The organism is Massilia sp. KIM, from assembly GCF_002007115.1.
Taxonomy (GTDB): Bacteria; Pseudomonadota; Gammaproteobacteria; order Burkholderiales; family Burkholderiaceae_D; genus Telluria.
Map to the genome: position 1 here is coordinate 1,295,983 of NZ_MVAD01000001.1, position 22,072 is coordinate 1,318,054.

At 66.8% G+C, this 22,072-nt stretch carries 16 protein-coding genes; 4 read left to right on the forward strand and 12 right to left on the reverse strand.

The window, feature by feature from the left end; translation table 11 throughout:
• Nucleotides 1-39 precede the first annotated feature (39 nt).
• Nucleotides 40-957 carry a LysR family transcriptional regulator gene (locus B0920_RS05590; RefSeq protein ID WP_078031557.1) on the forward strand — a complete coding sequence of 306 codons (918 nt, stop codon included), beginning with the start codon at nucleotides 40-42 and terminating at the stop codon, nucleotides 955-957.
• A 1-nt stretch (nucleotide 958) separates the two neighbouring features.
• On the opposite strand, the gene B0920_RS05595 is transcribed toward B0920_RS05590, so the two are convergent.
• The gene (locus B0920_RS05595; protein WP_078031558.1) at nucleotides 959-2,320 is read right to left on the reverse strand and encodes an amino acid permease; all 1,362 of its coding nucleotides are present in this window, start codon (nucleotides 2,318-2,320) and stop codon (nucleotides 959-961) included.
• 163 nt (nucleotides 2,321-2,483) lie between these two features.
• Here B0920_RS05595 and B0920_RS05600 point away from each other — a divergent pair, with 163 nt between their 5' ends.
• Nucleotides 2,484-3,749: a glycerate kinase gene (locus B0920_RS05600; protein ID WP_078031559.1), complete on the forward strand. Its 1,266-nt coding sequence runs from the start codon at nucleotides 2,484-2,486 to the stop codon at nucleotides 3,747-3,749.
• A 431-nt stretch (nucleotides 3,750-4,180) separates the two neighbouring features.
• On the opposite strand, the gene fusA is transcribed toward B0920_RS05600, so the two are convergent.
• On the reverse strand, nucleotides 4,181-6,289 hold the full coding sequence (gene fusA, locus B0920_RS05605) for an elongation factor G (RefSeq protein WP_078031560.1): 2,109 nt from the start codon (nucleotides 6,287-6,289) through the stop codon (nucleotides 4,181-4,183).
• Between the two features lie 261 nt (nucleotides 6,290-6,550).
• Between fusA and B0920_RS05610 the strand changes: the two genes are divergently transcribed.
• Nucleotides 6,551-8,911, forward strand: a complete 2,361-nt coding sequence (locus B0920_RS05610) for a TonB-dependent receptor domain-containing protein (protein ID WP_078031561.1) — start codon at nucleotides 6,551-6,553, stop codon at nucleotides 8,909-8,911.
• Nucleotides 8,912-8,914: 3 nt separating this feature from the next.
• Here the strand turns inward: B0920_RS05610 and B0920_RS05615 are convergent, their stop codons facing one another.
• The 6 genes from B0920_RS05615 to B0920_RS05635 all read right to left on the reverse strand — a co-directional run bounded on the left by B0920_RS05615 (nucleotide 8,915) and on the right by B0920_RS05635 (nucleotide 15,608).
• Nucleotides 8,915-11,290, reverse strand: a complete 2,376-nt coding sequence (locus B0920_RS05615) for a bifunctional diguanylate cyclase/phosphodiesterase (RefSeq protein WP_078031562.1) — start codon at nucleotides 11,288-11,290, stop codon at nucleotides 8,915-8,917.
• 298 nt (nucleotides 11,291-11,588) lie between these two features.
• On the reverse strand, nucleotides 11,589-12,290 hold the full coding sequence (locus B0920_RS05620) for an MBL fold metallo-hydrolase (protein ID WP_078031563.1): 702 nt from the start codon (nucleotides 12,288-12,290) through the stop codon (nucleotides 11,589-11,591).
• On the reverse strand, nucleotides 12,230-12,994 hold the full coding sequence (locus B0920_RS05625) for a hypothetical protein (protein WP_078031564.1): 765 nt from the start codon (nucleotides 12,992-12,994) through the stop codon (nucleotides 12,230-12,232). Before B0920_RS05625 ends, B0920_RS05620 begins: the two co-directional genes overlap by 61 nt.
• 83 nt (nucleotides 12,995-13,077) lie before the next feature.
• Nucleotides 13,078-13,890: a TlpA disulfide reductase family protein gene (locus tag B0920_RS05630; RefSeq protein WP_078031565.1), complete on the reverse strand. Its 813-nt coding sequence runs from the start codon at nucleotides 13,888-13,890 to the stop codon at nucleotides 13,078-13,080.
• Between the two features lie 178 nt (nucleotides 13,891-14,068).
• Entirely contained in the window at nucleotides 14,069-14,734 is a 666-nt protein-coding gene (locus tag B0920_RS25490; protein WP_143745658.1) for a WG repeat-containing protein, read from the reverse strand.
• Between the two features lie 229 nt (nucleotides 14,735-14,963).
• Nucleotides 14,964-15,608: a hypothetical protein gene (locus B0920_RS05635; protein WP_078031566.1), complete on the reverse strand. Its 645-nt coding sequence runs from the start codon at nucleotides 15,606-15,608 to the stop codon at nucleotides 14,964-14,966.
• Between the two features lie 205 nt (nucleotides 15,609-15,813).
• On the opposite strand from B0920_RS05635, the gene B0920_RS05640 reads away from it, so the two are divergent.
• A complete protein-coding gene (locus B0920_RS05640; RefSeq protein WP_078031567.1) occupies nucleotides 15,814-16,476 on the forward strand; it encodes a PEP-CTERM sorting domain-containing protein in 663 nt (220 codons plus the stop codon).
• A gap of 48 nt (nucleotides 16,477-16,524) precedes the next feature.
• On the opposite strand, the gene B0920_RS05645 is transcribed toward B0920_RS05640, so the two are convergent.
• The 4 genes from B0920_RS05645 to B0920_RS05660 form a co-directional block, all read right to left on the reverse strand.
• Nucleotides 16,525-16,875, reverse strand: coding sequence for a cupin domain-containing protein (locus tag B0920_RS05645; RefSeq protein ID WP_078031568.1), 351 nt, complete (start codon nucleotides 16,873-16,875; stop codon nucleotides 16,525-16,527).
• Nucleotides 16,876-16,989: 114 nt separating this feature from the next.
• Nucleotides 16,990-17,583: a PEP-CTERM sorting domain-containing protein gene (locus B0920_RS05650; protein ID WP_179119100.1), complete on the reverse strand. Its 594-nt coding sequence runs from the start codon at nucleotides 17,581-17,583 to the stop codon at nucleotides 16,990-16,992.
• A gap of 31 nt (nucleotides 17,584-17,614) precedes the next feature.
• On the reverse strand, nucleotides 17,615-19,858 hold the full coding sequence (locus tag B0920_RS05655; protein WP_078031570.1) for a phosphocholine-specific phospholipase C: 2,244 nt from the start codon (nucleotides 19,856-19,858) through the stop codon (nucleotides 17,615-17,617).
• Nucleotides 19,859-20,041: 183 nt separating this feature from the next.
• Nucleotides 20,042-21,922, reverse strand: coding sequence for a bifunctional diguanylate cyclase/phosphodiesterase (locus tag B0920_RS05660; RefSeq protein WP_078031571.1), 1,881 nt, complete (start codon nucleotides 21,920-21,922; stop codon nucleotides 20,042-20,044).
• Between the last annotated feature and the right edge of the window lie 150 nt (nucleotides 21,923-22,072).

Consider the following 22,072-nt stretch of genomic DNA (forward strand, 5'->3'; position numbering starts at 1 on the left):
CTCATGCGCAAATGAGCGAATGCTCATGGCACCATACCCATGACCTTTACCCAGCTCGAAATCTTCGTGATGGTGGCCGAGATGCGCGGCTTCACCCTGGCCGCGCTTCGCTTGGGCATCAGCCAGTCGGCCGTCTCGCATGCGATCCGCTCGCTGGAGCAGGAACTGAGCGTGCAACTGGTGGAGCGCCAGCAGGCCGGGGTCGAGGTCACCGAGCTCGGACGGCGGCTCCTGGTGCGGGCGCGTGAGATCCTCGGCCTGCAGGAAGCGATGCGCCAGGACGCGGCGGTGGCGCGCGGCCTGAACCAGGGCCTGATCCGGATCGGCTCCTTCGGGCCGACGTCCTCGCTCAAGCTGCTGCCGGCGATCCTGCGGGCCTACCGGGCGCGCTATCCGGGCATCGAGGTGCAGATCGACGAGGGGCCCGACGCGGCCGTGATCCAGTGGGTGGCGGACCGGCGCGTGGACGTGGGCTTCGCGGTGCTTCCGGACGAGCGTTTCGACGCGGTGCCGCTGGTGGAAGACCAGCTCATGGCCCTGCTGCACCGCGACCATCCCCTGGCGGCCAAGCGCGCCGTCACCTTGCAGGAGCTGGCCCAGGATCCCTTCATCATGCCGGAGCAGGGCTGTTCGGCGCTGGTGGAGCCGCTGTTCGCCCAGGCCGGGCTGAGCCCCCGGGTGCGCTACCGGATGTCGCAGATGGTGACGGTGCTGGGCCTGGTGGACGTGGGGGACGGCATCACGGTGATGCCCGAGCTGGCGCTGCCGGACGCGATGGACGAGACCCATCCGCGCATCGTGGCGCGGCCGCTGCGGCCGATGGTCAAGCGGCGGGTCGGACTGGTGTTCCGCAGCCTGGCCCAGGCCGCGCCGGCGGTGCAGGCCTTCGCCGAGATCGCGCGCCTGGCGGCCAGGGACATCGGGCGGCGCGAGCCGCCCCAGCAGGCCGCCGCCTAGTTTAAACGGCCGCCGCCGCGCGCACGCGCCGTTCGCGCACGAGGTAGCCGAGGCAGAGCGCCCCCAGCCACACCGGGATCAGGTAGACCGCGAGCTCGAAGCCGGTCAGCAGCATCGCGATCAGGAGCGCCGCCACGAAGGCCAGGCACAGGTAGTTCGACAGCGGATAGAAGGGGCTGGGGAATACCGTCTTGTGGCCCTCGCGGTCCTTCTGCCGGCGGAAGCGCAGGTGTCCCCACGAGATCATGGCCCAGTTGATCACCAGGGCCGCCACCGCCAGCATCATCATCATGCCCAGCGCCTCGCCCGGCAGGAAGTACATGACCGCGATCGCCACCAGGGTGGCCGCCGCCGAGACGGCCAGCGCCGCCAGCGGCACCCCGCGTTTCGAGACCAGCAGCAGCGCGCGCGGGGCGTTGCCCTGCTGGGCCAGGCCGAACAGCATGCGGCTGTTGGCGTACACGCAGCCGTTGTACACCGACAGGGCCGCCGTCAGCACCACGAAGTTGAGCGCGTGGGCGACCACGCCGCTGTCCAGCTCCTTGAAGATGAGCACAAAGGGACTGCCGCCCTCGATCACCTTCTGCCAGGGGTAGAGCGAGAGCAGCACGGCCAGCGCGCCGATGTAGAAGATCAGGATGCGGTACAGGGCGTTGTTGGTCGCGCGCGGGATGGTGCGGCTCGGATCGTCCGCCTCGGCGGCGGTCAGGCCGATGAACTCCAGGCCACCGAAGGAGAACATGATGATCGCCATCGACATCGCCAGGCCGGTGAGGCCGTTGGGGAAGAAGCCGCCGTGGCGCCACAGGTTGGCCACGCCCGCCTCCGGCCCGGCGCCGCCGCTGGCCAGCAGCCAGATGCCGAACACGATCATGCCGACCACGGCCACCACCTTGATCAGCGCGAACCAGAATTCCATCTCGCCGAAGGCCTTCACGTTCATCAGGTTGACCGCGTTGACCAGCACGAAGAAGCCGAGGGCTGTGACCCAGGTCGGCAGTTCAGGGAACCAGTACTGCATGTAGATGCCCAGGGCCGAGAGCTCGGCCAGGCTGACGAGGATGTACATCACCCAGTAGTTCCAGCCCGAGACGAAGCCGGCCATGCGGCCGCAGTACTTGTCCGCGAAATGGCTGATCGAACCCGCGACCGGTTCGTCGACGATCATCTCGGCGAGCTGGCGGATGATCAGGAAGGCGACCGCGCCCGCGATGGCATAGCCCAGCAGGACCGCCGGCCCGGCCATCTTGACGGTGGAGGCGACACCGAGGAACAGTCCGGTGCCGATGGCCCCGCCGAGGGCGATGAGCTGGATATGGCGGTTCTTGAGTCCGCGTTTGAGTTCGTTCTGCGCGTCTTGCATCGTCGGCCTTGTCGTTGGAATTGCCAGAAAGCTAGGGATTCTACTGCATCCGAGACGGGAGTTACGCGGCGGCGCGGGCCGTGGACGCGCGGGGGAGCGCCGTCGCCGCGTACGGCAGCGATTAGTTATACTGCAGGCAACTCACAACGCCGGAGCGTCGACCATGTCATCCCAATCCGCCTCCTCCCTGCTGCGCGCCATGTTCGACGCTGCGATCGGCGCGGCGCTCCCGCAGCGCTGCATCCAGGCCCACCTGCCGCCGCCTCCGCGCGGGCGGACGCTGGTGCTCGGCGCGGGCAAGGCGGCCGCCAGCATGGCCCAGGCCCTCGAGTCACATTGGCCGGGCCCGCTGGAAGGACTGGTGGTCACGCGCTACGGCTACAAGGTGCCGACCCGGTCGGTCGAGGTGGTGGAGGCGGCCCATCCGGTGCCGGACGCGGCCGGGCTGGCCGCCGCGCAGCGAATGCTGGCGCTGACGAAGGGATTGAACGAAGACGACCTCGTGATCTGCCTGATTTCCGGCGGCGGATCGGCGCTGTTGCCGCTGCCCGCGCCCGGAGTAACAATCGCCGACAAGCAATCCATCAACAAGGCGCTGCTCGCCAGCGGCGCGACGATCTCGGAAATGAATTGCGTGCGGCGCCACCTGTCGGCCATCAAGGGCGGGCGCCTGGCGGCGGCCTGCCATCCGGCGCGCGTGGTGACGCTCCTGATTTCGGACGTGCCGGGGGACGACCCGATCGACATCGCCTCGGGGCCGACCGTGGCCGACCCGAGCACCTGCGCCGATGCGCTGGAGGTGGTGCGGCGCTACGGCATCGTCCTGCCGGAGGCCGCGCGGCGGCTGCTGGAGAGCGGGGAGGGCGAGAGCGTGAAGCCGGGCGACCCGAGGCTCGCGCGCGCCGAGGCCCACCTGATCGCCACGCCGCAGATGGCGCTGGAGGCGGCGGCGCGGGTGGGCGAAGCGGCCGGGGTGGCGGTGCACATCCTGGGCGACAGCCTGGAGGGGGAGGCGCGCAGCGCGGGCAGCCTGCTGGGCGGGATCGCGCGGCAGGTGGCGGAGCGCGGCCAGCCCTTCAGGCCGCCGTGCATATTGCTGTCGGGTGGGGAGACCACGGTGACGGTGCGTGGCAAGGGGCGGGGCGGGCGGAATGTCGAGTTCCTGCTGGCGCTGGCGCTCGCCTTGCGCGGGCATCCGAAGGTGCATGCCCTGGCTGGCGATACCGATGGGGTGGATGGGATCGAGGAGATCGCCGGGGCGCTGGTGCGGCCCGACACGCTGGCGCGGGCCTGGGCGATGGGGGTCAATCCGGCGCGGCGGCTGGATGAGAACGACGGGCATGGGTTCTTCGAGGCGTTGGGGGATTCGGTGGTGACCGGGCCGACGCTGACGAATGTGAATGATTTTAGGGCGATTTATATCGCGTAGTGGAAGCGGTGGTCAGTGATCGCTGTGGCGGCAAATGTGCGCCGTAGATGAGTCTTGCAGGTGCGATCAATGTACAGCTAAACCCTTATTCGTTACCCCCCAAAACCGTCGTTCCGGCGAAGGCCGGAACCTAAGTTTAGTTGAGTAGCCACTCACGTAAACTTGGGTTCCGGCCTTCGCCGGAACGACGTGCTACTGATAACTCTTACTCTCAATCAGAAGTAGCGCCGGGTCGGCTTCACCGAATACGTCTGCTTGAACACCCGCTTCTGGATCTGCCGCCACACAAAGCCGGCCACCGCCATCATGATCATCTTGCGCATGAGAATCTCCTCTAAAGTAAAACCACGTCATGCATCACGATAGCGCGTCCAGCCCCCGGGTGGCGCGAGCTAGGGGCCGATGCGCGATCTAGCGGCCGGCGTCCGAGTTTAGCGACTGGTCCGCGAAGTCGCGATCTGGTCGAGCACATGCTTGGGCACGGCGGAGTACTGCTTGAACTCCATCGTGTAGGTCGCCCGTCCCTGGGTCAGCGAACGCAGCGTGGTCGAGTAGCCGAACATCTCGGCCAGCGGAACCAGGGCCTTGACCAGCTTGCCCCCGCCGCCCGGGATCTCGTCCATACCCTGCACCATGCCGCGCCGGGTCGACAAATCGCCCATCACGTTGCCGGTGAATTCCTCGGGCGTTTCCACCTCCACCTGCATCATCGGCTCGAGCAGCTCGGGCGCGGCCTTGCGCATGCCGTCCTTGAAGGCCATCGAGGCCGCCATCCGGAACGCGTTCTCGTTCGAGTCGACGTCGTGGTAGGAGCCGAAGGTGAGGGTGGCGCGCACGTCCACCACCGGGTAGCCGGCCAGCACACCCGCCTGCAGGGTCTCCTGGATGCCCTTGTCCACCGCCGGGATGTACTCGCGCGGCACCACGCCGCCCTTGATCGCGTCGACGAACTCGTAGCCCTTGCCCGGCTCCATCGGCTCGAGCTTGAGCACCACGTGGCCGTACTGGCCCTTGCCGCCCGACTGCTTGACGAACTTGCCCTCGATGTTCTCGACCGTGTTGCGGATGGTCTCGCGGTAAGCCACCTGGGGCTTGCCGACCGTGGCCTCGACGCCGAACTCGCGCTTCATGCGGTCCACCAGGATCTCCAGGTGCAGCTCGCCCATGCCCGACATGATGGTCTGGCCCGATTCCTCGTCGGTGTGGACGCGGAAGGACGGGTCCTCCTGCGCCAGGCGGTTGAGGGCGATGCCCATCTTTTCCTGGTCGGCCTTGGTCTTCGGCTCCACCGCCTGCGAGATCACCGGCTCGGGGAAGGCCATCTTCTCCAGCACGATCACATTGTCCGGGTCGCTCAGGGTGTCGCCGGTGGTCACCGCCTTCAGGCCGACCGCCGCCGCGATGTCGCCGGCGAACACTTCCTTGATCTCCTTGCGCTCGTTGGCGTGCATCTGCAGGATGCGGCCCAGGCGCTCCTTCTGGCCCTTGGTCGGGTTGTACACGGTGTCGCCCGAGTTCACCACGCCCGAGTAGACCCGGAAGAAGGTCAGCTGGCCGACGAAAGGATCGGTCATGATCTTGAAAGCGAGCGCCGAGAACGGCTCCTCGTCCGAAGGATGACGCTCGATCTCCCTGTCGTCCTCGTCATGACCGGCGATGGCGGGCACGTCCACCGGCGAGGGCAGGTATTCGATCACCGCGTCGAGCATCGCCTGCACGCCCTTGTTCTTGAAGGCGCTGCCGGCCAGCATCGGCACGATCTCGTTGCGGATGGTGCGCGCGCGCAGCGCGGCCTTGATCTCGTCCTCGCTCAGGGTCTCGCCGTTCAGGTACTTCTCGGTGAGCTCGGGCGTGGCCTCGGCCGCGGCCTCGACCATCGTCTCGTGCCACTTGGCGGCCAGCTCCTTCAGCTCGCCCGGAATGTCCTCGTACTCGAACTTGACGCCCTGGCTGGCGTCGTCCCAGCGGATCGCGCGCATCTTGACCAGGTCGATCACGCCCTCGAAATGGTCCTCGGCGCCGAGCGGAATCTGGATCGGCACTGCATTGCCCTTGAGGCGGTCGCGGATCTGCTGCTGGACGCGGAAGAAGTCCGCGCCCACGCGGTCCATCTTGTTGACGAAGGCGATGCGCGGCACCTTGTACTTGTTCGCCTGACGCCACACGGTCTCGGACTGGGGCTGGACACCGCCCACCGAGTCGTAGACCATCACCGCGCCGTCCAGCACCCGCATCGAGCGCTCGACCTCGATGGTGAAGTCGACGTGGCCCGGGGTGTCGATGATGTTGATGCGGTGCTCGGGGAAGTTGCTGCCCATGCCCTTCCAAAAGGCCGTGGTCGCGGCCGAGGTGATCGTGATGCCGCGTTCCTGTTCCTGCTCCATCCAGTCCATGGTCGCCGCCCCATTGTGCACCTCGCCGATCTTGTGATTGACGCCGGTGTAGAACAGGATGCGCTCGGTGGTCGTGGTTTTGCCGGCATCGATGTGGGCGCTGATGCCGATGTTGCGGTAACGCTCAATGGGGGTCTTACGGCTCATCACAATCTCCTGTGCTTGCGGAATGCCTATCTCGGGATGTATTGCTGAGTTTCAAGTTGGGCAGGCATTCAATGTAACTGAAGTGCGCACGCTTTGCTGGTGGCGGGGCCGTTTTCTCTCCCCTGTGGCGGAGGCGCGCGCAGCGCTTCGGTGGGGCATGCGAAGCCCATGCTGCCAAGAGGGGCGCTGGTAGGAATTCACGGCTGAGTTATGAGAGAATCAAGGGCTTCGCTTCGCTAACACCACCCTTTTTCAGAACGTATGTACACCTCGCGCCGTCCCGCTTCCTCCCTGCTTCCGTCGCTCCGCGTTTCCTGCCTCTGCCTTTCCGCTCTGGGCGGCGTCCTGCTGGCCGCCGGTCCCGCCGCCGCCTGGCAGACCCAGGAGGCGCAGCCCGGAACCGGGCAGCCGGCGCGGGTGGGCACGGCGCCAGCCGCCGCGACCCCGACCGCTACAACGCCGACTGCTGGGCAGCCGGCTGCTGCGCCGCCTGCGACGGCCAACCCGCCGGTATCCTCGACGGTGGAAGTGACGGCCGCGCGCCAGTCCAACCGCATCGACCGCCAGAGCTACGACGTCAAGGCCGATCCGGCCAGCACCAACGACAGCGTGGCCGACACCCTGAACAAGGTGCCTTCAGTTGCGGTGGACGCGGACGGCAACGTCTCCCTGCGCGGCCGCAACAACGTGCAGATCCTGGTCGACGGCAAGCCCTCGGCCATGATGCAGGGCGATAACCGGGCCGCCGCCCTGCAGGCCCTGCCGGCCGGCGACCTGGAGTCGGTGGAGGTGATCAACAATCCGGGCGCCCAGTTCGGCAACGAGGGCGGCGGCGGTCCGATCATCAACCTGGTGATGCGGCGCGAGCGCCGCCCCGGCGGCTTCGGCGCGCTCAACGCCAATGCCGGCACCAAGGGCCGCTACAACGCGTCGGCCTTCGGCAGCTACACGGCCGGCCGCGTGAGCTGGCAGGGCAGCATGTACGGCCGCCACGACCGCCGCGAGTCGAGCGGCGAGACGGTGCGCGAGCGCATCGATCCGGTGACCCGGGCCGCCGCTGGCAGCGTCCAGAACATCAGCGGCGAAACGGTCAACGACATCGGCGGCTTCAACGGCTCGGTCACCTACAACCTCGGCGAGAAGGACGTGCTGGGCGCGAGCCTGGGCTACAACGCGGTCAACGGCGACGGCGACAATGCCGAGTACTACCGCGGCACGCGCGCCGACGGCAGCGTGGATAGCGAGTACCTGCGCACCACCGAGCGCGACAACCGGAACCGCAACTACAACGCCAGCCTGCGCCTGGACCACAAGGGCGAGGCGCCCGGCGAGCTGCTCAAGCTCGACCTGCGCCTGTCCGGCACCGACGCCGACAGCGACGCGCGCTACGCCAGCCGCTACACCGTGCGTCCGGCCAACGCCCAGAACCCCTTCAACCGCCAGGAAGGCGTGAACGACACCCGCGTGATCGACTTCACCGGCGACTACGAGCGCCCGGTCGAGAACGGCATCGTCAAGCTGGGCTACAAGCTGGCCCGCACCCGCAGCGTGGGCGACAACCTGTTCATCGACATCGATCCGGTCACCGGCGTGGAGCGGGTGAACAGCAACCGCACCAACCGCTTCGAGCTGGACGACACCACCTACGCCGTGTACGGCTCCTACCAGCGCCGCATCGACGAGAAATGGAGCGCGCTGGGCGGCCTGCGCGCCGAGTACAACGAGCTCGATCTTGACCAGGTGACCACCCGCATCCAGGCCACCAACCATTCCTTCGACCTGATCCCGAGCGCCTTCGTCACCTACGGCCTGTCGGACGACACCACGATCCGCCTCAGCTACGCGCACCGCATCCGCCGCCCCAACGCGGGCGAGCTGAACCCGTTCGTGATCTACCGCGACGAACTGAACCTCGCCTCCGGCAACCCGCGCCTGAAGCCGAGCGACACCGACTCGCTCGAACTCGGCGTCGAGACCAAACTCGGCAAGGTTGACACCAATGTGCGCCTGTACGCGCGCCGCGACACCGACCTGATCCAGGAACGGCGGGTGCTGCTGGCCAACGACGTGGTCCTGAGCACGCGCGAGAACGCGGGCAGCAACCGCTCGGGCGGCATCGAGTTCAATTTCAGCGGCAAGGCCACCGAGAAGCTGAGCCTCAACCTGAACGGCAACATCGGCTATGCCGAGCAGACCGCGCTCGGCGTGGCCAGCGGCGGCGACGACAAGCGCAGCGCCACCACCGTGTCGGCGCGCGGGCGCATCAGCTACCAGCTGGACAAGGACAACAGCTTCCAGGTGATCCTCAACGCCCAGGGCAAGCAACTGCTCGGCGAGGGCTACCGCAAGCCGGTGCGCAGCGCCGACTTCACCTACCGCCGCAACCTGACCCCGGCCATGAGCCTGGTGCTCAACGTCAACGACGTGTTCGACTCGCAGAAGATCGAGACCGTGACCGACACCGAGCGCCTGCGGGAATACAGCCTGCGCCGCAATGGCGGGCGCGCCCTGTTCGTCGGCCTTTCCTACCGCTTCGGCAGCTTCGCCGGCAACGGCCAGCGCCCGCCGGGTCCGGGCGGCCCCGGCATGCGCATGGGGCCGCGCGGCCCCGGGCCCATGTAAGCCTCAGGCGGGCAGGCGGGTGTCGCTGCGCAGCATGTCGCGCAGGCGCTCGCTCGGCACCGCGGGGCTGAAGTAGTAGCCCTGGATCTGGTCGCAGCCCTGGGCCCGCAGGAAATCGACCTGCTCGCGCGTCTCGACCCCTTCGGCGACCACCTGCAGCTTGAGGCTGTGGCCGAGGGCGATGATGGCGCGCGGGATCACTGTGTGCTCGTCGTCGCAGGGACCGCCCAGGAAGGAGCGGTCGATCTTGATGTAGTCGACCGGGAACTTGCGCAGGCGGCTCAGGCTCGAGTAGCCGGTGCCGAAGTCATCGATCGACAGGCGCACGCCGAGCGCCTTCAGCTCGTCCAGCGCATCCATGGCGTCTCCCGGGCGGTCCATCAGCTGGCTCTCCGTCACCTCCAGTTCGAAGCGCTGCGGCGCCACCCGGTAGCGGCGCAGGGTGCGGCCGAGCTGCTGCGCGAACCGGCGCTGGCGCAACTGGTGCGCCGACAGGTTGACCGAGATGACCACGTCGTCCAGCCCTTCCTCGCCCAGGCTGCGCAGCGCCTTGCAGGCTTCGTGGATCACCCATTGCCCGAGCGGGACGATCAGGCCGGTTTCCTCGGCCACCGGAATGAAGCTGTCCGGCCCGACCAGGCCGTGGTTCGGGCGCTGCCAGCGCACCAGGGCCTCCGCGCCCACCACCTTGCCGCTGCGCAGGTCGACCTTGGGCTGGAAGCCGAGCACCAGTTCGCGGTTGCGGATCGCGCGGCTGAGGCTGGCCTGCAGCAGCAGGTACTGGCGCATGGCGCTCCCCAGTTCGTCGGAATAGAACTGCACGTTGTTCTTGCCCAGCGCCTTGGCGTGGTACATGGCGGCGTCGGCCGCGCGCATCACGGCGTCCACGGTGTCGCCGTCGTTCGGGAAGAGGCTGGCGCCGACGCTGATGCCGGGGACCACCTCGCGGCCGCCCAGCTCCACCGGCGCGTTGACGCTGCGGCGCACGCGCTCCAGCAGTTCTCCCACGTGGCCGGCCCCGAGGGCCTCGTGCACCAGCAGCACGAACTCGTCGCCGCCGATGCGCGCCACCAGGTCCTCGTCGCGCATGTTGGCGCGCAGGCGTGCGGCGACTTCCTGCAGGACCCGGTCGCCGGCCTCGTGGCCGAGGCTGTCGTTGATGTGCTTGAAGTTGTCGAGATCGACGAAGGCCAGGGCCCCGGCCGTGCCGTCGCGCCGGGCGCGCTCGACGGCCTCGCGCAGCCGGTCCATCAGCAGGGTGCGGTTGGCCAGCCCGGTGAGCGGATCGTGGTGGGCGAGGTGGCGCAGGCGCCGTTCGTAATGCCGGGAGGCGGTGACGTCGTTGAGCACGCCGACGAAATGGGTCACCTCGCCGTCGAGGCCGCGCACCGGGTCGATGCGCAGGTCGTTGTAGAACACCTCGCCGTTCTTGCGGCGGTTGCGCAGGATGGCGTGCACGCTGCGGCAGGCCTGGATCGCCTCGCGGATGCGCTGGCGCTCCGGCTCGTCGCAATCCGGAATGCCCATGAAGCGCGGGTCGCGCCCCTTGACTTCGCGCAGGCTGTAGCCGGTCAGCTGCTCGAAGGCGGGATTGACGTATTCGATCTTGTTTTCGTGCCGGTCACAGCAGGTGATGACGATGGCGTTGACGCTCGAGTAGATGGCGCGCTCGCGCACCCTCAGGCCGTGTTCGATGCGCTTGCGCTCGGTGATGTCGAGGCCGGTGCCGAACAGCCCCGGTTGGCCGCCCAGCGTGGTGCGGGCGCAGTGGAACAGGAAGCTGGTGCGCTTGCCGTGCTTGCCGACCAGTTCTCCTTCATGGCTGGACTCTCCCAGCATCAGGGCCGCATTCATCCTAGCCGTGATGGCCGGGCGTTCGGCGGGGTCGAAGAAACTTTCGACCCGCATGCCGCGCAGCTCGGCGGGCGTGCGCTCCAGCGCCTGTTCGAGCAGGCGGTTCCAGAGCTGCAGGTGGCCGTCCTTGTCGATCACGTAGAAGACGCAGGGAAGTTCCTCGATCAGGTGCCCTACCGGCAACTCGCGCAGCAGGGCGGCAGGTGACGCGACGGGCAGTAGCGGGACCAACACCACGCTCCAGGCGGGGGGAGCCTCCGGCGCCAGGATCGCCGGCGAGAACACCGCGCGCAGCCGCAGTTCGACGCCGTCCGGGCGGCGCAGGCGGCCGATCACGCAGCGCTCGGCGCAGGCGGCCTGCGTCCTGTGCGATGCGGCGTCGATGGACATCAGGCTGCCCAGGGGCAGGCCCTGCACCTGGGCGGCGGGAAAGCCGGTCAGGCGCTCGCACGCGCTGCTCCAGGCGACGATGCGGTCGTCGTCGTCAACCAGGCAGGCGGCAAACGGGGCGGATGGATGTTCCACATGAGCTCCTGTTTTACGGCGCCCCAGGGCGCAGCATAAAACCAGGAAACCATGATAGCGCGCGCGGCGCGAAACCGCGCGCCGGCCCAGCTTGCGTGCGGGAAAGCTGGGCGGGGCCTGCGCGTCAGAGCACGCCGAAGAGCAGCAGCAGGAGGAGGGTGACGACGGCGGAGATCAGGATCGAGCCCAGGCAGCCCAGCTTGTTCGAGAAAAACAGGAACATCGTATTCCCCACGAGTCAACGGGTCCCCATGCTAACGCGCCCGCGTGAACAGGGGAGCCCGCTTGGCCGGAGCGGCTAGACGCTGTGCGCCAGGCCCAGGTTGCGGTTGGCGGGCACCGCGACGTCGATGAGTTTCGGACGCGGCAGGTTCAGCGCCGCCATCAGGGCCACGAACTCCTCGCGCGAGCGTTGGGCGAGGCGCGCGTTGTGGCGCTTCTCCCAGCCAATGGTCGAGACCGACTGGCCCTTGTAGTCGTGGCCGGGCCAGACCCGGGTGCCGTCGTCGAGGGTGAAGAGCTTGCGCGTGACACTGTCGTAGAGGGCCTCGGCGCTGCCGCTCTGGAAATCGGTGCGTCCGCAGCCGTCGATCAGGAGGGTGTCGCCGGTGAATAGGTTGCCGCGCCACAGGTAGCACATGCTGCCGGCGGTGTGACCGGGTGTGTGGATCACGGCGATGTGTTCGCGCTGACCGAAACCGATCACGTCGCCGTCGTCGAGCTGGACTTCCGCCGGGGGAATGCCGCAGCCGCTCGGCACGCAGGCCTTGGCGCCGGTGATCTGGCGCAACTTGCCGGCCGAGGTGACGTGGTCGGCGTGGGCGTGGGTCTCCAGCACGTGGGTCAGGCGCAGGCCGAGGCGCTCGATGTGGGCCAGGTCGCGTTCGACGTGGCGGTCGACCGGGTCGATGATGACCGCGTCGCGGTTGTCGGGCGAGGTCAGGATATAGGTGAAGGTGGACGACTCGGCGTCGAACAACTGGATCGGGTTGACTTGCATGCGGCTCTCCTCGGTAGCGGCCGATGTTGTACCACAAGTGCGGGAGCGAGGAAAGCCCGGCGGCGCCAGGCGAAGGAGACTGCGCCGGCCAGCAGGGCGGCGAGCAGCATCCCCGCCCGGGAAGGCTCGGGAACCGGGCCGAGTACGGACAGGGTATAGGACGCGGCGTCGGGGCGCATGATCCAGAAGCCTGGCGCGTCCGGGTTGGCGGGCCAGTGCTCGACACGCACGTAGGCGTCCAGGCCGCTGTCCTGGTCGTGCCGGCGCGGCAGGAGCCAGGCGCCGGCGAAGCTGCCGGGCTCGCCCGTCAGCTGCATGCCGAAGGAGAAGGCGGTCATGGTGGCCGAGAAATCGAAGAACCGCTCGCCCTTCTGGATCAGGGCGCGGCCTTCGCCCTGGTGCGCGAAGACCTCGTCACCGACCCGGAAGGAGATGTCCAGGTCGCTGTCCATCTGGCTCAGGGAGTCGCCATGTTGCAGGAGCGTGCCCTTGTCGGGATCGAAGACCGCGCTGAAGCTGAGGGTGTACGGGACCGGTGGGCCGTTGAACACGTCGTAATACTGTTCCCAGCCCATATTGCCGAGGATGATGGAATGGGGTTCGAGGGTGCCGCTGCTGGTGGCGGTGACGGTCGTCGGTGCGGCGCCAACGGCCAGCGGCAGCGCGAGCGTGCAGGCGAACAAGAGTGCGGTCGAGCGGTGCATGGCGGCTTCCCGTGGCGGTGTTCCGACAGTATAGGCGGCGTCGGGCGTGCCGGCGCACGCTTGGGAACCGACCAGTCCGCGGCTCAGCGCGCTGCGCGCAGCGTGGCCAGCTTGTCCCTCAGGGTCGCCTCGGACAGCTCGCCCACATGGCGCTGGTGCAGGATGCCGCGCGCGTCGTAGAACAGGGTAGTCGGGTAGCCGGCGGCGCCGGTGCGCGCCGCCAGGCGGCCGGCCGGATCGGTGACGACGTTTTGCATCTTCAGGTTCTGGGCCGCCAGGAAACGCTGGACGGTCTCGGCCGACTCGCCCTGGTTGACGTAGACAAAGCCGATATCGGTATTGGCCTGCTGGGCGCGCGCCAGGGCCGGCATCTCGCGCCGGCAGGGCGGGCACCAGGTGGCCCACAGGTTCACCACCAGCGGCTTGCCCGCGTAGGCGCTGAGCGGGGCTTCGCTGCCGTCCAGGCGGCGCACCGTCAGCTCCGGCAGCGGCGCCGCGCTCGGGGCGGCCAGCTGGGCGGCGAGACCGCCGCCGAACCACAGCGCCACCCCCGCTAGGCTGGAGGCGAGCAGCGGGCGGCGCAAGGTGGGCGCGCGCCGGCTCAGCTCGGCCCCGATCACGCAGGCGGCGATCAGGCCGGCGCTGAGCTCGAAGCCGCCGTCGCGGAAATCGAGCGCGCTCAAGGGAGCGGCGGCGTAGAGGTCGTGGTGGCGCAGCACGAAGACCGCACGGGCGGCGACGAAGCCGGCCAGGATCATTTTCCAGAGCACCGGCCCGGGGTCGGCGCCGCGCCGGCGGGCGAACCATACGGCCACGCCGTTGGCGAGCAGGAGGGCGAGGACAGCCAGCGCTGCTTGGAAGGGGATGACCAGGGGGCCAAGGCGGATGGCGTCCACGCGCAGCTCCGGTTGTTGTTGGAGCTGCAAGCATAGCGCGGTTGAGTTAGGCGAATATTAATCGCGCCGACAAAGCCCTCGGGTGGAATACAACGGCTAAGGGTGCAGGCCAGGTAAAGATGTAAGGTGAGCTCTCGAGCATGCGCTGGTTGTTCCGTACTCAAGCTGCGAAGGGGATTTAGCGCCCAGGTCCGCCCGGCACGCATTCCAGCAGTGGACGCGAACTGGTCGTCTTGCCGATTTTGACCGTTCCACGCGAGCGACATACGTCGGCCAGCGTTGGCTGGACTACTTGGCGTACCGGATGGCCTTTCGTGTCGATCAGCATTGCCTGTCCGCCGAGCGCAATGCTGTCCTGGCACTCCCAGACCGTGCAATACTCCACGCAGTCCGTGCACACTTTTGCCCTTCCTTCGTCAAAGCGCTCGCAATAGTCGTAGGCCGCTGGAACAACAATCCGGAACGTACGCACGTCGAAATAGCCGCATCGCCGACCGCCGCCATCCTTGGCCGGGGTGTCGTAGCGGCCCAAACCTTCGGGCGGGGCAGGGTAGTCGAAATCGCCAGTATGGCGTATTCCTGGAATGACTACTCTTCCGGCTGCGTTGACAGCTACCAGTTCGCGCGGATGCTCGATCATGATAAGCGCCACGCCGCGTTTATTTAGCCTGATGTTTTTCACGAATTGCGGGCGCACAAGCCGGTCACCCGACGGGTCGGTCACAAAGCAGTCACTCGCCCAATCCTGCGCTTTATCAGTTGGAGGACACAGGTTCGCGGCCGTGCAAAAGCTGAACCAGAATGAGACCAGAACGCCCAATACCACGTGTGAAGTGAGCTTCACTTCAGCTCCCAAAAGAAGACTTTCATCGTTTGCGTCAGCATAACGGCGCCAAATAAATTCACGTAGCCACTCATCCAGAGATAGTATTTATCACTGGCAGGATCATCGTAACCGGCCGCATATGAAAGCTTTCTCGTCGTACCGTTCCACAGCGTGAAATGGCCAACAACTCTATTGGACATGCTGTTCTACGAAAGTGCAGTAAGCTGTCAACGATCAGAGCGACCAGTTACCCGAACCGCCACCAAGCTCTTTTTCGCTTGAAACGCATGATCGGTATCCGTTCTGGTGCAAGCTGCGCAGGATCGGCAAGGCCTTCCAACTGATAGCCAAAAAACTCTCGGAGAGCGTCTTCGCCCAAATCCAAAGGATGGAAAGCGAGCGGATATTCGGCATCGTCTTCGCTTGGATCCACTGCCGGTCGACTACCGGCCCAGTAAGCTGCCTCAAATGGAAATTTGTCACCGATGTCTTCCAGGATTCCACTGTCGGGTGAAAGACTCAAGGACCTCTGCAGTTTTCCCTTGTTCCACTTAGCAAACGCCAGCCAATCGACCGTGCTGTGCATTGCGTAGAGATACAGGACGCCGTCGGAGAACGGTTCGATGAATCTGGAAGGGAGCCGCGACGGGCGGTCAATCCTGAACTCTTTCGCTGCTAAGACGATGAGATCCGGATAACAGCCCACGACGATCTCATTATCGGGAGGGCATGTAAAAGACAAGTCGCCGTCTTCCAAGGCGTCGAGCTTCTCGGAATCAAAAAGCTGCGTGGCGAAAGCAATCGTCGCCTCCCGGTCCAGTAAGGGCCCTTGCCGCAGGACCTCTCTCGGTTCCCCTTTGCTGTATGCCAGCATCCAGCTCTTTGCTCCCATGGCGTCCTTTCTTTTATCTGCTGTCTGTCCAATGGCGCTGGCCAAAAGCGGCCGTCAGCTCAGCATATCAGGGGAAACAAAGGATGCGCGAGCACAGGTGCGCTTCGATTGCAAAATCGGCCGTGCCAAACGTGCCGGCCCCAAGAGTGAATCTGTGTAACATGATTCGAGTAACCACTTCCTTCAACCACCACGTCGAGGATCTATGCTTACTCGAATCAAGCAAGGCATCGTGCTGTTGTTTGTGCTCCCAGCGGCGGCCTTGGCCGAGCCCATCACCATCGTCACGTATTCGACAGGAATGACCGATTACTACTCCTTGTCCACGCCGACGCCGTATGAACTCACGATCACGGCGACCTATGAGTCGACGTCTCCCATCGAATATGCGACAACACCGTTTGGCGTCGAACAACGCCTTGTGAGCCAGAATACGCCGTATGTAATTGAATTCAAAAACAAATACGAGACCTTCCAGCGCTCGGGCATCGGTTTTGGCGAACTGTTCGGCCTCATCCCGGGTACGTCCGATGGAAACGAATACTTTGGCCAAAGAATCTCGATCGACCTCGGAGGCGAGGACTCTGTTTCCTATCAGCAGAGAGGCTGGGGCCCTGTAGGCGGCTTCGGCGAAGGTGGCCTCTTGGCCACGCGTCAAATCGACGTCAGTGCAGGCTTGCGATCCGATATACACCGGGCTGCTTATAACAGCGGGCCGGGTATCGATCAACTCTTCAGCACCGATGCGCCTTCGACCTTCTCGCTTCATGTCAGCCCTGTTCCGGAGCCTGCTTCATACGCGCTGCTGGGCGCAGGACTGGGCTTTTTCGGATTAGTGCGTCGGGTCCGCCGCAAGATAGCAGCATAAGCGCGCCAATCGAGACGGCGAGCTCCACCAGGCGCCCGCCCCGGGGCGCTACCCCTGATGGCTCATCGCGGGTTTGCCGCCAGCCGCCGTCGAGGTGATGTTCAGGCCAGCGATCAGGAAGCGCGACTCGACATCGGCCTTGGGGCAATGCATGGTCCCGCGCGGCACCACGAAGATGTCCCCGGGACCCAGCTCGACCGAGCGATCCTCGAGCTGAATCGTCAAACGCCCTTCGTACACGATGAAGAGCTCGTCCTGGTCGTCGTGACGATGCCAGTTGGTCGAGCCAATCCCCTTGGCGACCTTGAACAGCTGGCCGTTCGCTTGCGCGACGGTCCGCTGCGACCAGAACTCGCCCAGTTCCGCCAGGGCGGCGGGAATATTGACTTTATCGTCCATCGGCGTTCCTTCTCGACGTAACAGGTCCTGGAATAACGATACCAGGACCCGCCGCTGTCGACCAATCACCGTTTCTGAGCGGCGATCAAGAAAACCGGGGTGCCGGAAGATGCCTCAGCCTTGTGCGCCCGTGCGCCGGCGGCGGCGTCCCGCACCGGCCAGCCCGATGCCGGCCAACACCAGGGCCAGGGTGCCCGGTTCCGGCACCTGCGCCGCGTCCTCGAAGCTGAAGTCGTCCATCACGTAGGAAGCCTGGTAGCCGGTCGAAACGACCACGGCGTCCACGGCGAAGTCCCAGCCGGCATCGAGAAAGGCCGGCGTCTCGGAAAGTTGCAACCAGTCCGAACTGGCGACCAGTTGGCCGGCAGCGTACAGGTCGAAACGCACGCTGCTGTCGGCGTAACCTGCGAACCAGGCGCCGTTGAAGACGGTCGGGGCCAGGAAACGGATGGTGCTGGCGATCGGCCCGCCGTCGATCCAGTCAGTTGTCACGCGGCCCTGCCCCGAATGGGGCGTGAAGGGCGCCTGCTCGCCGGTGAAGACGTTCAGGCCGGAGCTCGCCCAGTCAAGCCCGCCATAGTTGGCGGGCACGGCGGCGAAGCCGTCCGGGCCGACGATGTCGTCGAAGCTGAGCACGCCGGCGCAGGCGTAGGGAGCGCCGAGCGCGAGGGCGGCGCTCAGGGCGAAGTTGCGTAGTTTGGAATGCATGTCGGTCCTTGTCATAGGGGGGAATCATCGCTCAGGCCAGGCCCAGGGCCGGGTCGCTCACCGTGTGGCGGCCGGTCTCGACGCGGCCGGCGAAGCGGCGCAGGTAATCCGGCTGACCGGAGACGGTCGCGCTCAGGTCGTACCAATAAGCGTTGCCTGCCACCGGAATGCGGACCGTCAGCTCGGTGCGCGCCGCGAGCGTGTGCTGCTGGCGCAGGGCGGCGTAGGCGTTGGCGCTGAGGTTGAAGGTGCAGGTATTGGCGCCAGTGTTCATCAGTCGCAGCACCAGCTCGCCGCTGGCGGCGTCGCAGCGCACCTGCACTTCGGGGCGGGGCTGTCCGGCCGCGACCGCGCGCAGGGCGCTGCCGCTGAAGTGGCGGTGGTAGCCGTTCGGGCCGAGCACCCACAGGTCGTAGGCGCCGCCCACCGCGGGCGTCCAGACGTCGGCCAGCGACTTGCCCGCCTCGACGGTGTAGCGGCGCGGCACCGCGCCCAGGTCCTTTCGGTCGTAGACGTGGAACACGGCGGCCTGGCGGCCAGTGTTGACGAAGCCGAGCTGCACGCGCGCGGCGTTCATGCTGGCGCCGGGCTGGATCTCGCAGAAGGTGGCCAGCTCATAGGGCAGCGCGCGCGAAGGCCGGGTGCCGGGCGCCTGCAAGGGCATCTGGGGCGCGGCGGGCGGCTTGATCTGCGCCAGGCGCTGCTGGGCGGCGCGCAGGGCGTCGGCCTCGCTCTTGCTCTTGCGGCCCTTGAGCACCGGCAGGGTCTCGCTGTTCGGGGTGGCGAAGTTGAAGGCGCTGGTCAGGTCGCCGCAGACGGCGCGCCGGAAAGCGCCGATGTTCGGCTCCATCACGCCGAAGCGCGCCTCGAGGAAGCGCAGCACCGAGGTGTGGTCGAAGACCTGCGAGTTGACCCAGCCGCCGCGGCTCCAGGGCGAGATCACGAACATCGGCACCCGTGGACCGGGTCCGTAGACCCGCCCGTCCGGGGCCGGCTGGCTGGTGCTGCCGGGCGGGCGCGGGTGGGTGTAGTACTCGGGACCCAGTGCGGCCTGAGGCAGGGTGGTCTTGCCCGCATAGCCGCCCTTGCCGTCTGGTGAAGGCGCCGAGGGCGAGGGGACGTGGTCGAAATAGCCGTCGTTCTCGTCGTAGGTGACGATCAGCACGGTCTTGCTCCAGACTTCCGGGTTGGCGGTGAGGGCGTCCAGCACTTCCTGGATGAACCAGGCGCCTTGCACCGGGCTCGACGGGCCCGGATGCTCGCAATAGATCGAGGGCGCGTTGACCCACGACACCTGGGGCAGCTTGCCCTCAAGGACGTCGCGCCGGAAGGCGTCCAGGTACTGCTCGGGCTGGGTGCCCGGCAGGGTGTTGGCGATGCCCTTGTAGAGCGGATTGCCGGGGTTGTCGCGCGCGGCGTCGTAGGCCTTGTAGGGCAAGGCCTGGCCGGTGTTGGTGTAGGGACGGCCGGGCGAGCCGCCGCTCGAGACCGGGTAGCCCGAGGCGATGTTGGCGCGCCGGAACTGGCGGAAGGCGCCCAGCATGTTGTCGCCCCACTCGTCGGGCATGTTCTGGTAGCTGATCCAGCTCACGCCGGCGGCTTCCAGGCGCTCGGCATAGGTGGTCCAGGTGTAGCCGGTGTTGACGCCGGCGGGCAGGCCGTCGATCGCATCCCATTCGTTGGTGACGAAGGCGGCGCCGGTCGGCACCGCGCCATTGGTGCCGGTCAGGAAGAAGGAGCGGTTGGCGTCGGTGCCGGTGTGCATCGCGCAGTGGTAGGCGTCGCACAGGGTGAAGGCGTTGGCCAGGGCGAACTGGAAGGGGATCTCGTTCTCCTTGAAATAGCCCATGGAGATCGGGTTCTTGTAGCGCGGCCACTGGTCCATGCGGCCGTTGTCCCAGGCCAGTTGGCTATCCAGCCAGTCGTGCGGGGTGCCGTTGGCGCGCTGGGCGTTGCCGACGCTGCCGTCCAGGTGGAAGGGCGTCAGGAGCGCGCCATTGGCCTGACGCTGCTGCCACACGTTGCGGCCTTCCGGCAGCGGAATCGGGAAGCGGTCGCCGAAGCCGCGCACTCCGGGCAAGGTGCCGAAATAATGGTCGAAGGCGCGGTTCTCCTGCATCAGGATTACCACGTGCTCGACGTCGCGGATGGTGCCGGTGGCATTATGGGCGGGGATGGCGAGGGCGCGCTGGATCGAGGCGGGGAAGGCGGCGTAGGCGCCGGCGGCGATGCCGGCGCGGGCGCTATTGCGGATGAAGCTGCGGCGTGAGGTCATGGGCGTATTCGAAGGACGTTGGAGGACGCGCGCGAAATCCGCGCGCTGCCGTGGCTCGTCTCGATGCAGTATTGGCAACAAGACCACGGCACTCTAGGCCGCTTCGATGACGACAGGATGACAAAGCATGAGCGTGCGCGGGTTTGGCGCGCCGCTTCTGGCGAATGGAAGAGAGAACGGTAACTAGTGGACGCCGGGCCGGCTGTAACCATGTCGCCAGGCTTCCAGGGCCGCCACCGGCATCGGCTTGGCGATCAGGTAGCCCTGGGCCACGTCGCAGCCGAGCGCCCCCAGGCGCTGGAGGATGGATTCGTTTTCGACGCCCTCTGCGATCACGTTCAGCCCCAGGTTGTGGCCGAGCTCGATGGTCGAGGAGACGATCACGGCCGAGTCGCTGTTGCAGACCATCGGCATCACGAAGGACTGGTCGATCTTGATCCCGTCCAGCGGCAGACGCTGGAGGTAGCTCAGGCCCGAGTAGCCGGTGCCGAAATCGTCGACGTAGAGCTGGACCCCGGCGTCCTTCAGTCGCCGCACGGTCTCGAGCGCGGTGGCCGGTTCGGCCATCAGGGTGCTTTCGGTGAGCTCGAACTGGATCAGTTCCGGCGGCAGGCCCCAGGTGGAGAACAGGCCCTGGACGCGGTCCAGCAGGTGCGGGTTGTACAGGTCCTGGGCCGACAGGTTGATCGCCATTGGCACATACATGCCGGCCTGGTGCCAGATATAGCTCTGGTGGAAGGCGGCGTCCATGATCCAGGTCGTCACCGGGGTGATGGTGCCGGCCTGTTCGGCGAGCGGGATGAAATCGACGGGCTGGATCAGGCCGTGCACCGGATGCTGCCAGCGCACCAGCGCCTCCACGCCGCACAGCGCGCCGCTGGCGATGTCGACCTTGGGCTGGCAGAACAGCTGCAGCTCGTGCTGGCGCACGGCGCGGTGGAGGTCGCCGATCAGGCGCAGGCGGCGCTGGCTGTCGCGCTCCTGGCCGCCGGCGTGGATGGCGTAGCCGCCGGTCGCGTGACAGGTGCCCTGCAGGGCGCCGGCGGCGCGCCGCACCAGGGTGGCGGGATCGAGCCCGTGGCCGGGAAAGAGCGCGATGCCGACGCCGATACGGGCGTCGATCATGCCTTCCTCGATCGGCACTGGTTCTTCCATCAGCGCAATAAGGCGCCGCGCCAGCTGGATCGCGTCGGAGGCGCAGCCCTGCATGGCGACGCACAAGTCGGTTTCGCCGAGGCGGGCGAACAAGGCCTGCGGCGGCAGGGCCGCGCCCACGCGGCGCACAAGTTCGAGCAGGAGCCGGTCGCCGCAGGCGTAGCCGAGCACGCGGTTGATCTCGGCGAAGCGTACCACTTCGAGGTCGAGCACCAGCACCGGCACATTGGCGGCGTGGGCTTCGCCTAGGACGCGCTCGAGTTCCCGCATCAGCAGGCTGCGGTTGGCCAGGCCGGTGAGCGGGTCGTAGAAGGCCAGGCGCTGGATGGTGGCCTCGGCCTGGCGGTGGCGCTCTCGCATGCGCAGCGTGGCGATACCAAAGCTCAGGTCGCAGCCCAGTTCGCTCAGGAGTTCGACTTCCGCAGGGCCGAAGGCTTCGGGCTCGGCGGCCAGCACCGTCATCGCGCCGATCACCTTGCCTTCCACCTGCAGCGGCAGGGCGGTGACCGCCGAACAGCCTTTGGCGCGTACCTGTTCGCGCAGGCCGGGCAGGGCGGCGAAGGCGTCCTCGGTCAGGATGTTGCGCGCCACGCTGGGCTTGCCCGTGCGGATCGCGGTGGCGATCGCGGTCTGGCCGTATTCGTTGTCGGCCCAGGTCTTGGGCACTACCGCCAGGAAGGCCTCGTCGCCGCCGACGCCCGCCACGTGGACCACGCTTTTCTCGGGATCGTCCATGGCGTAGCCGACGAAGGCCATGCGATAGCCGCCGGTCTCGACCACAACGCGGCACATGGCGTTCAAAAGCTCCATTTCATCGGTGGCCCGCAGCAGGGTGCGGTTGGCCGCGCTGACGGTGCGCAGCGTACGGTGGACACGGGCGAGTTCGTCAGAGCCAGGGGGACCGTCCATGTCGACTCCCGAAAGGATAGGGCCGGCGTCGGGCACTGCGAGCGAATCGCGGCCGGAGGGCGAGGCGCGGTTTTATTATAGGATATTGATAATGCACGAGGGATAAGACGACGCAGGCCATGGAGCGGTCGCTGCGTTCCACCGATCAAT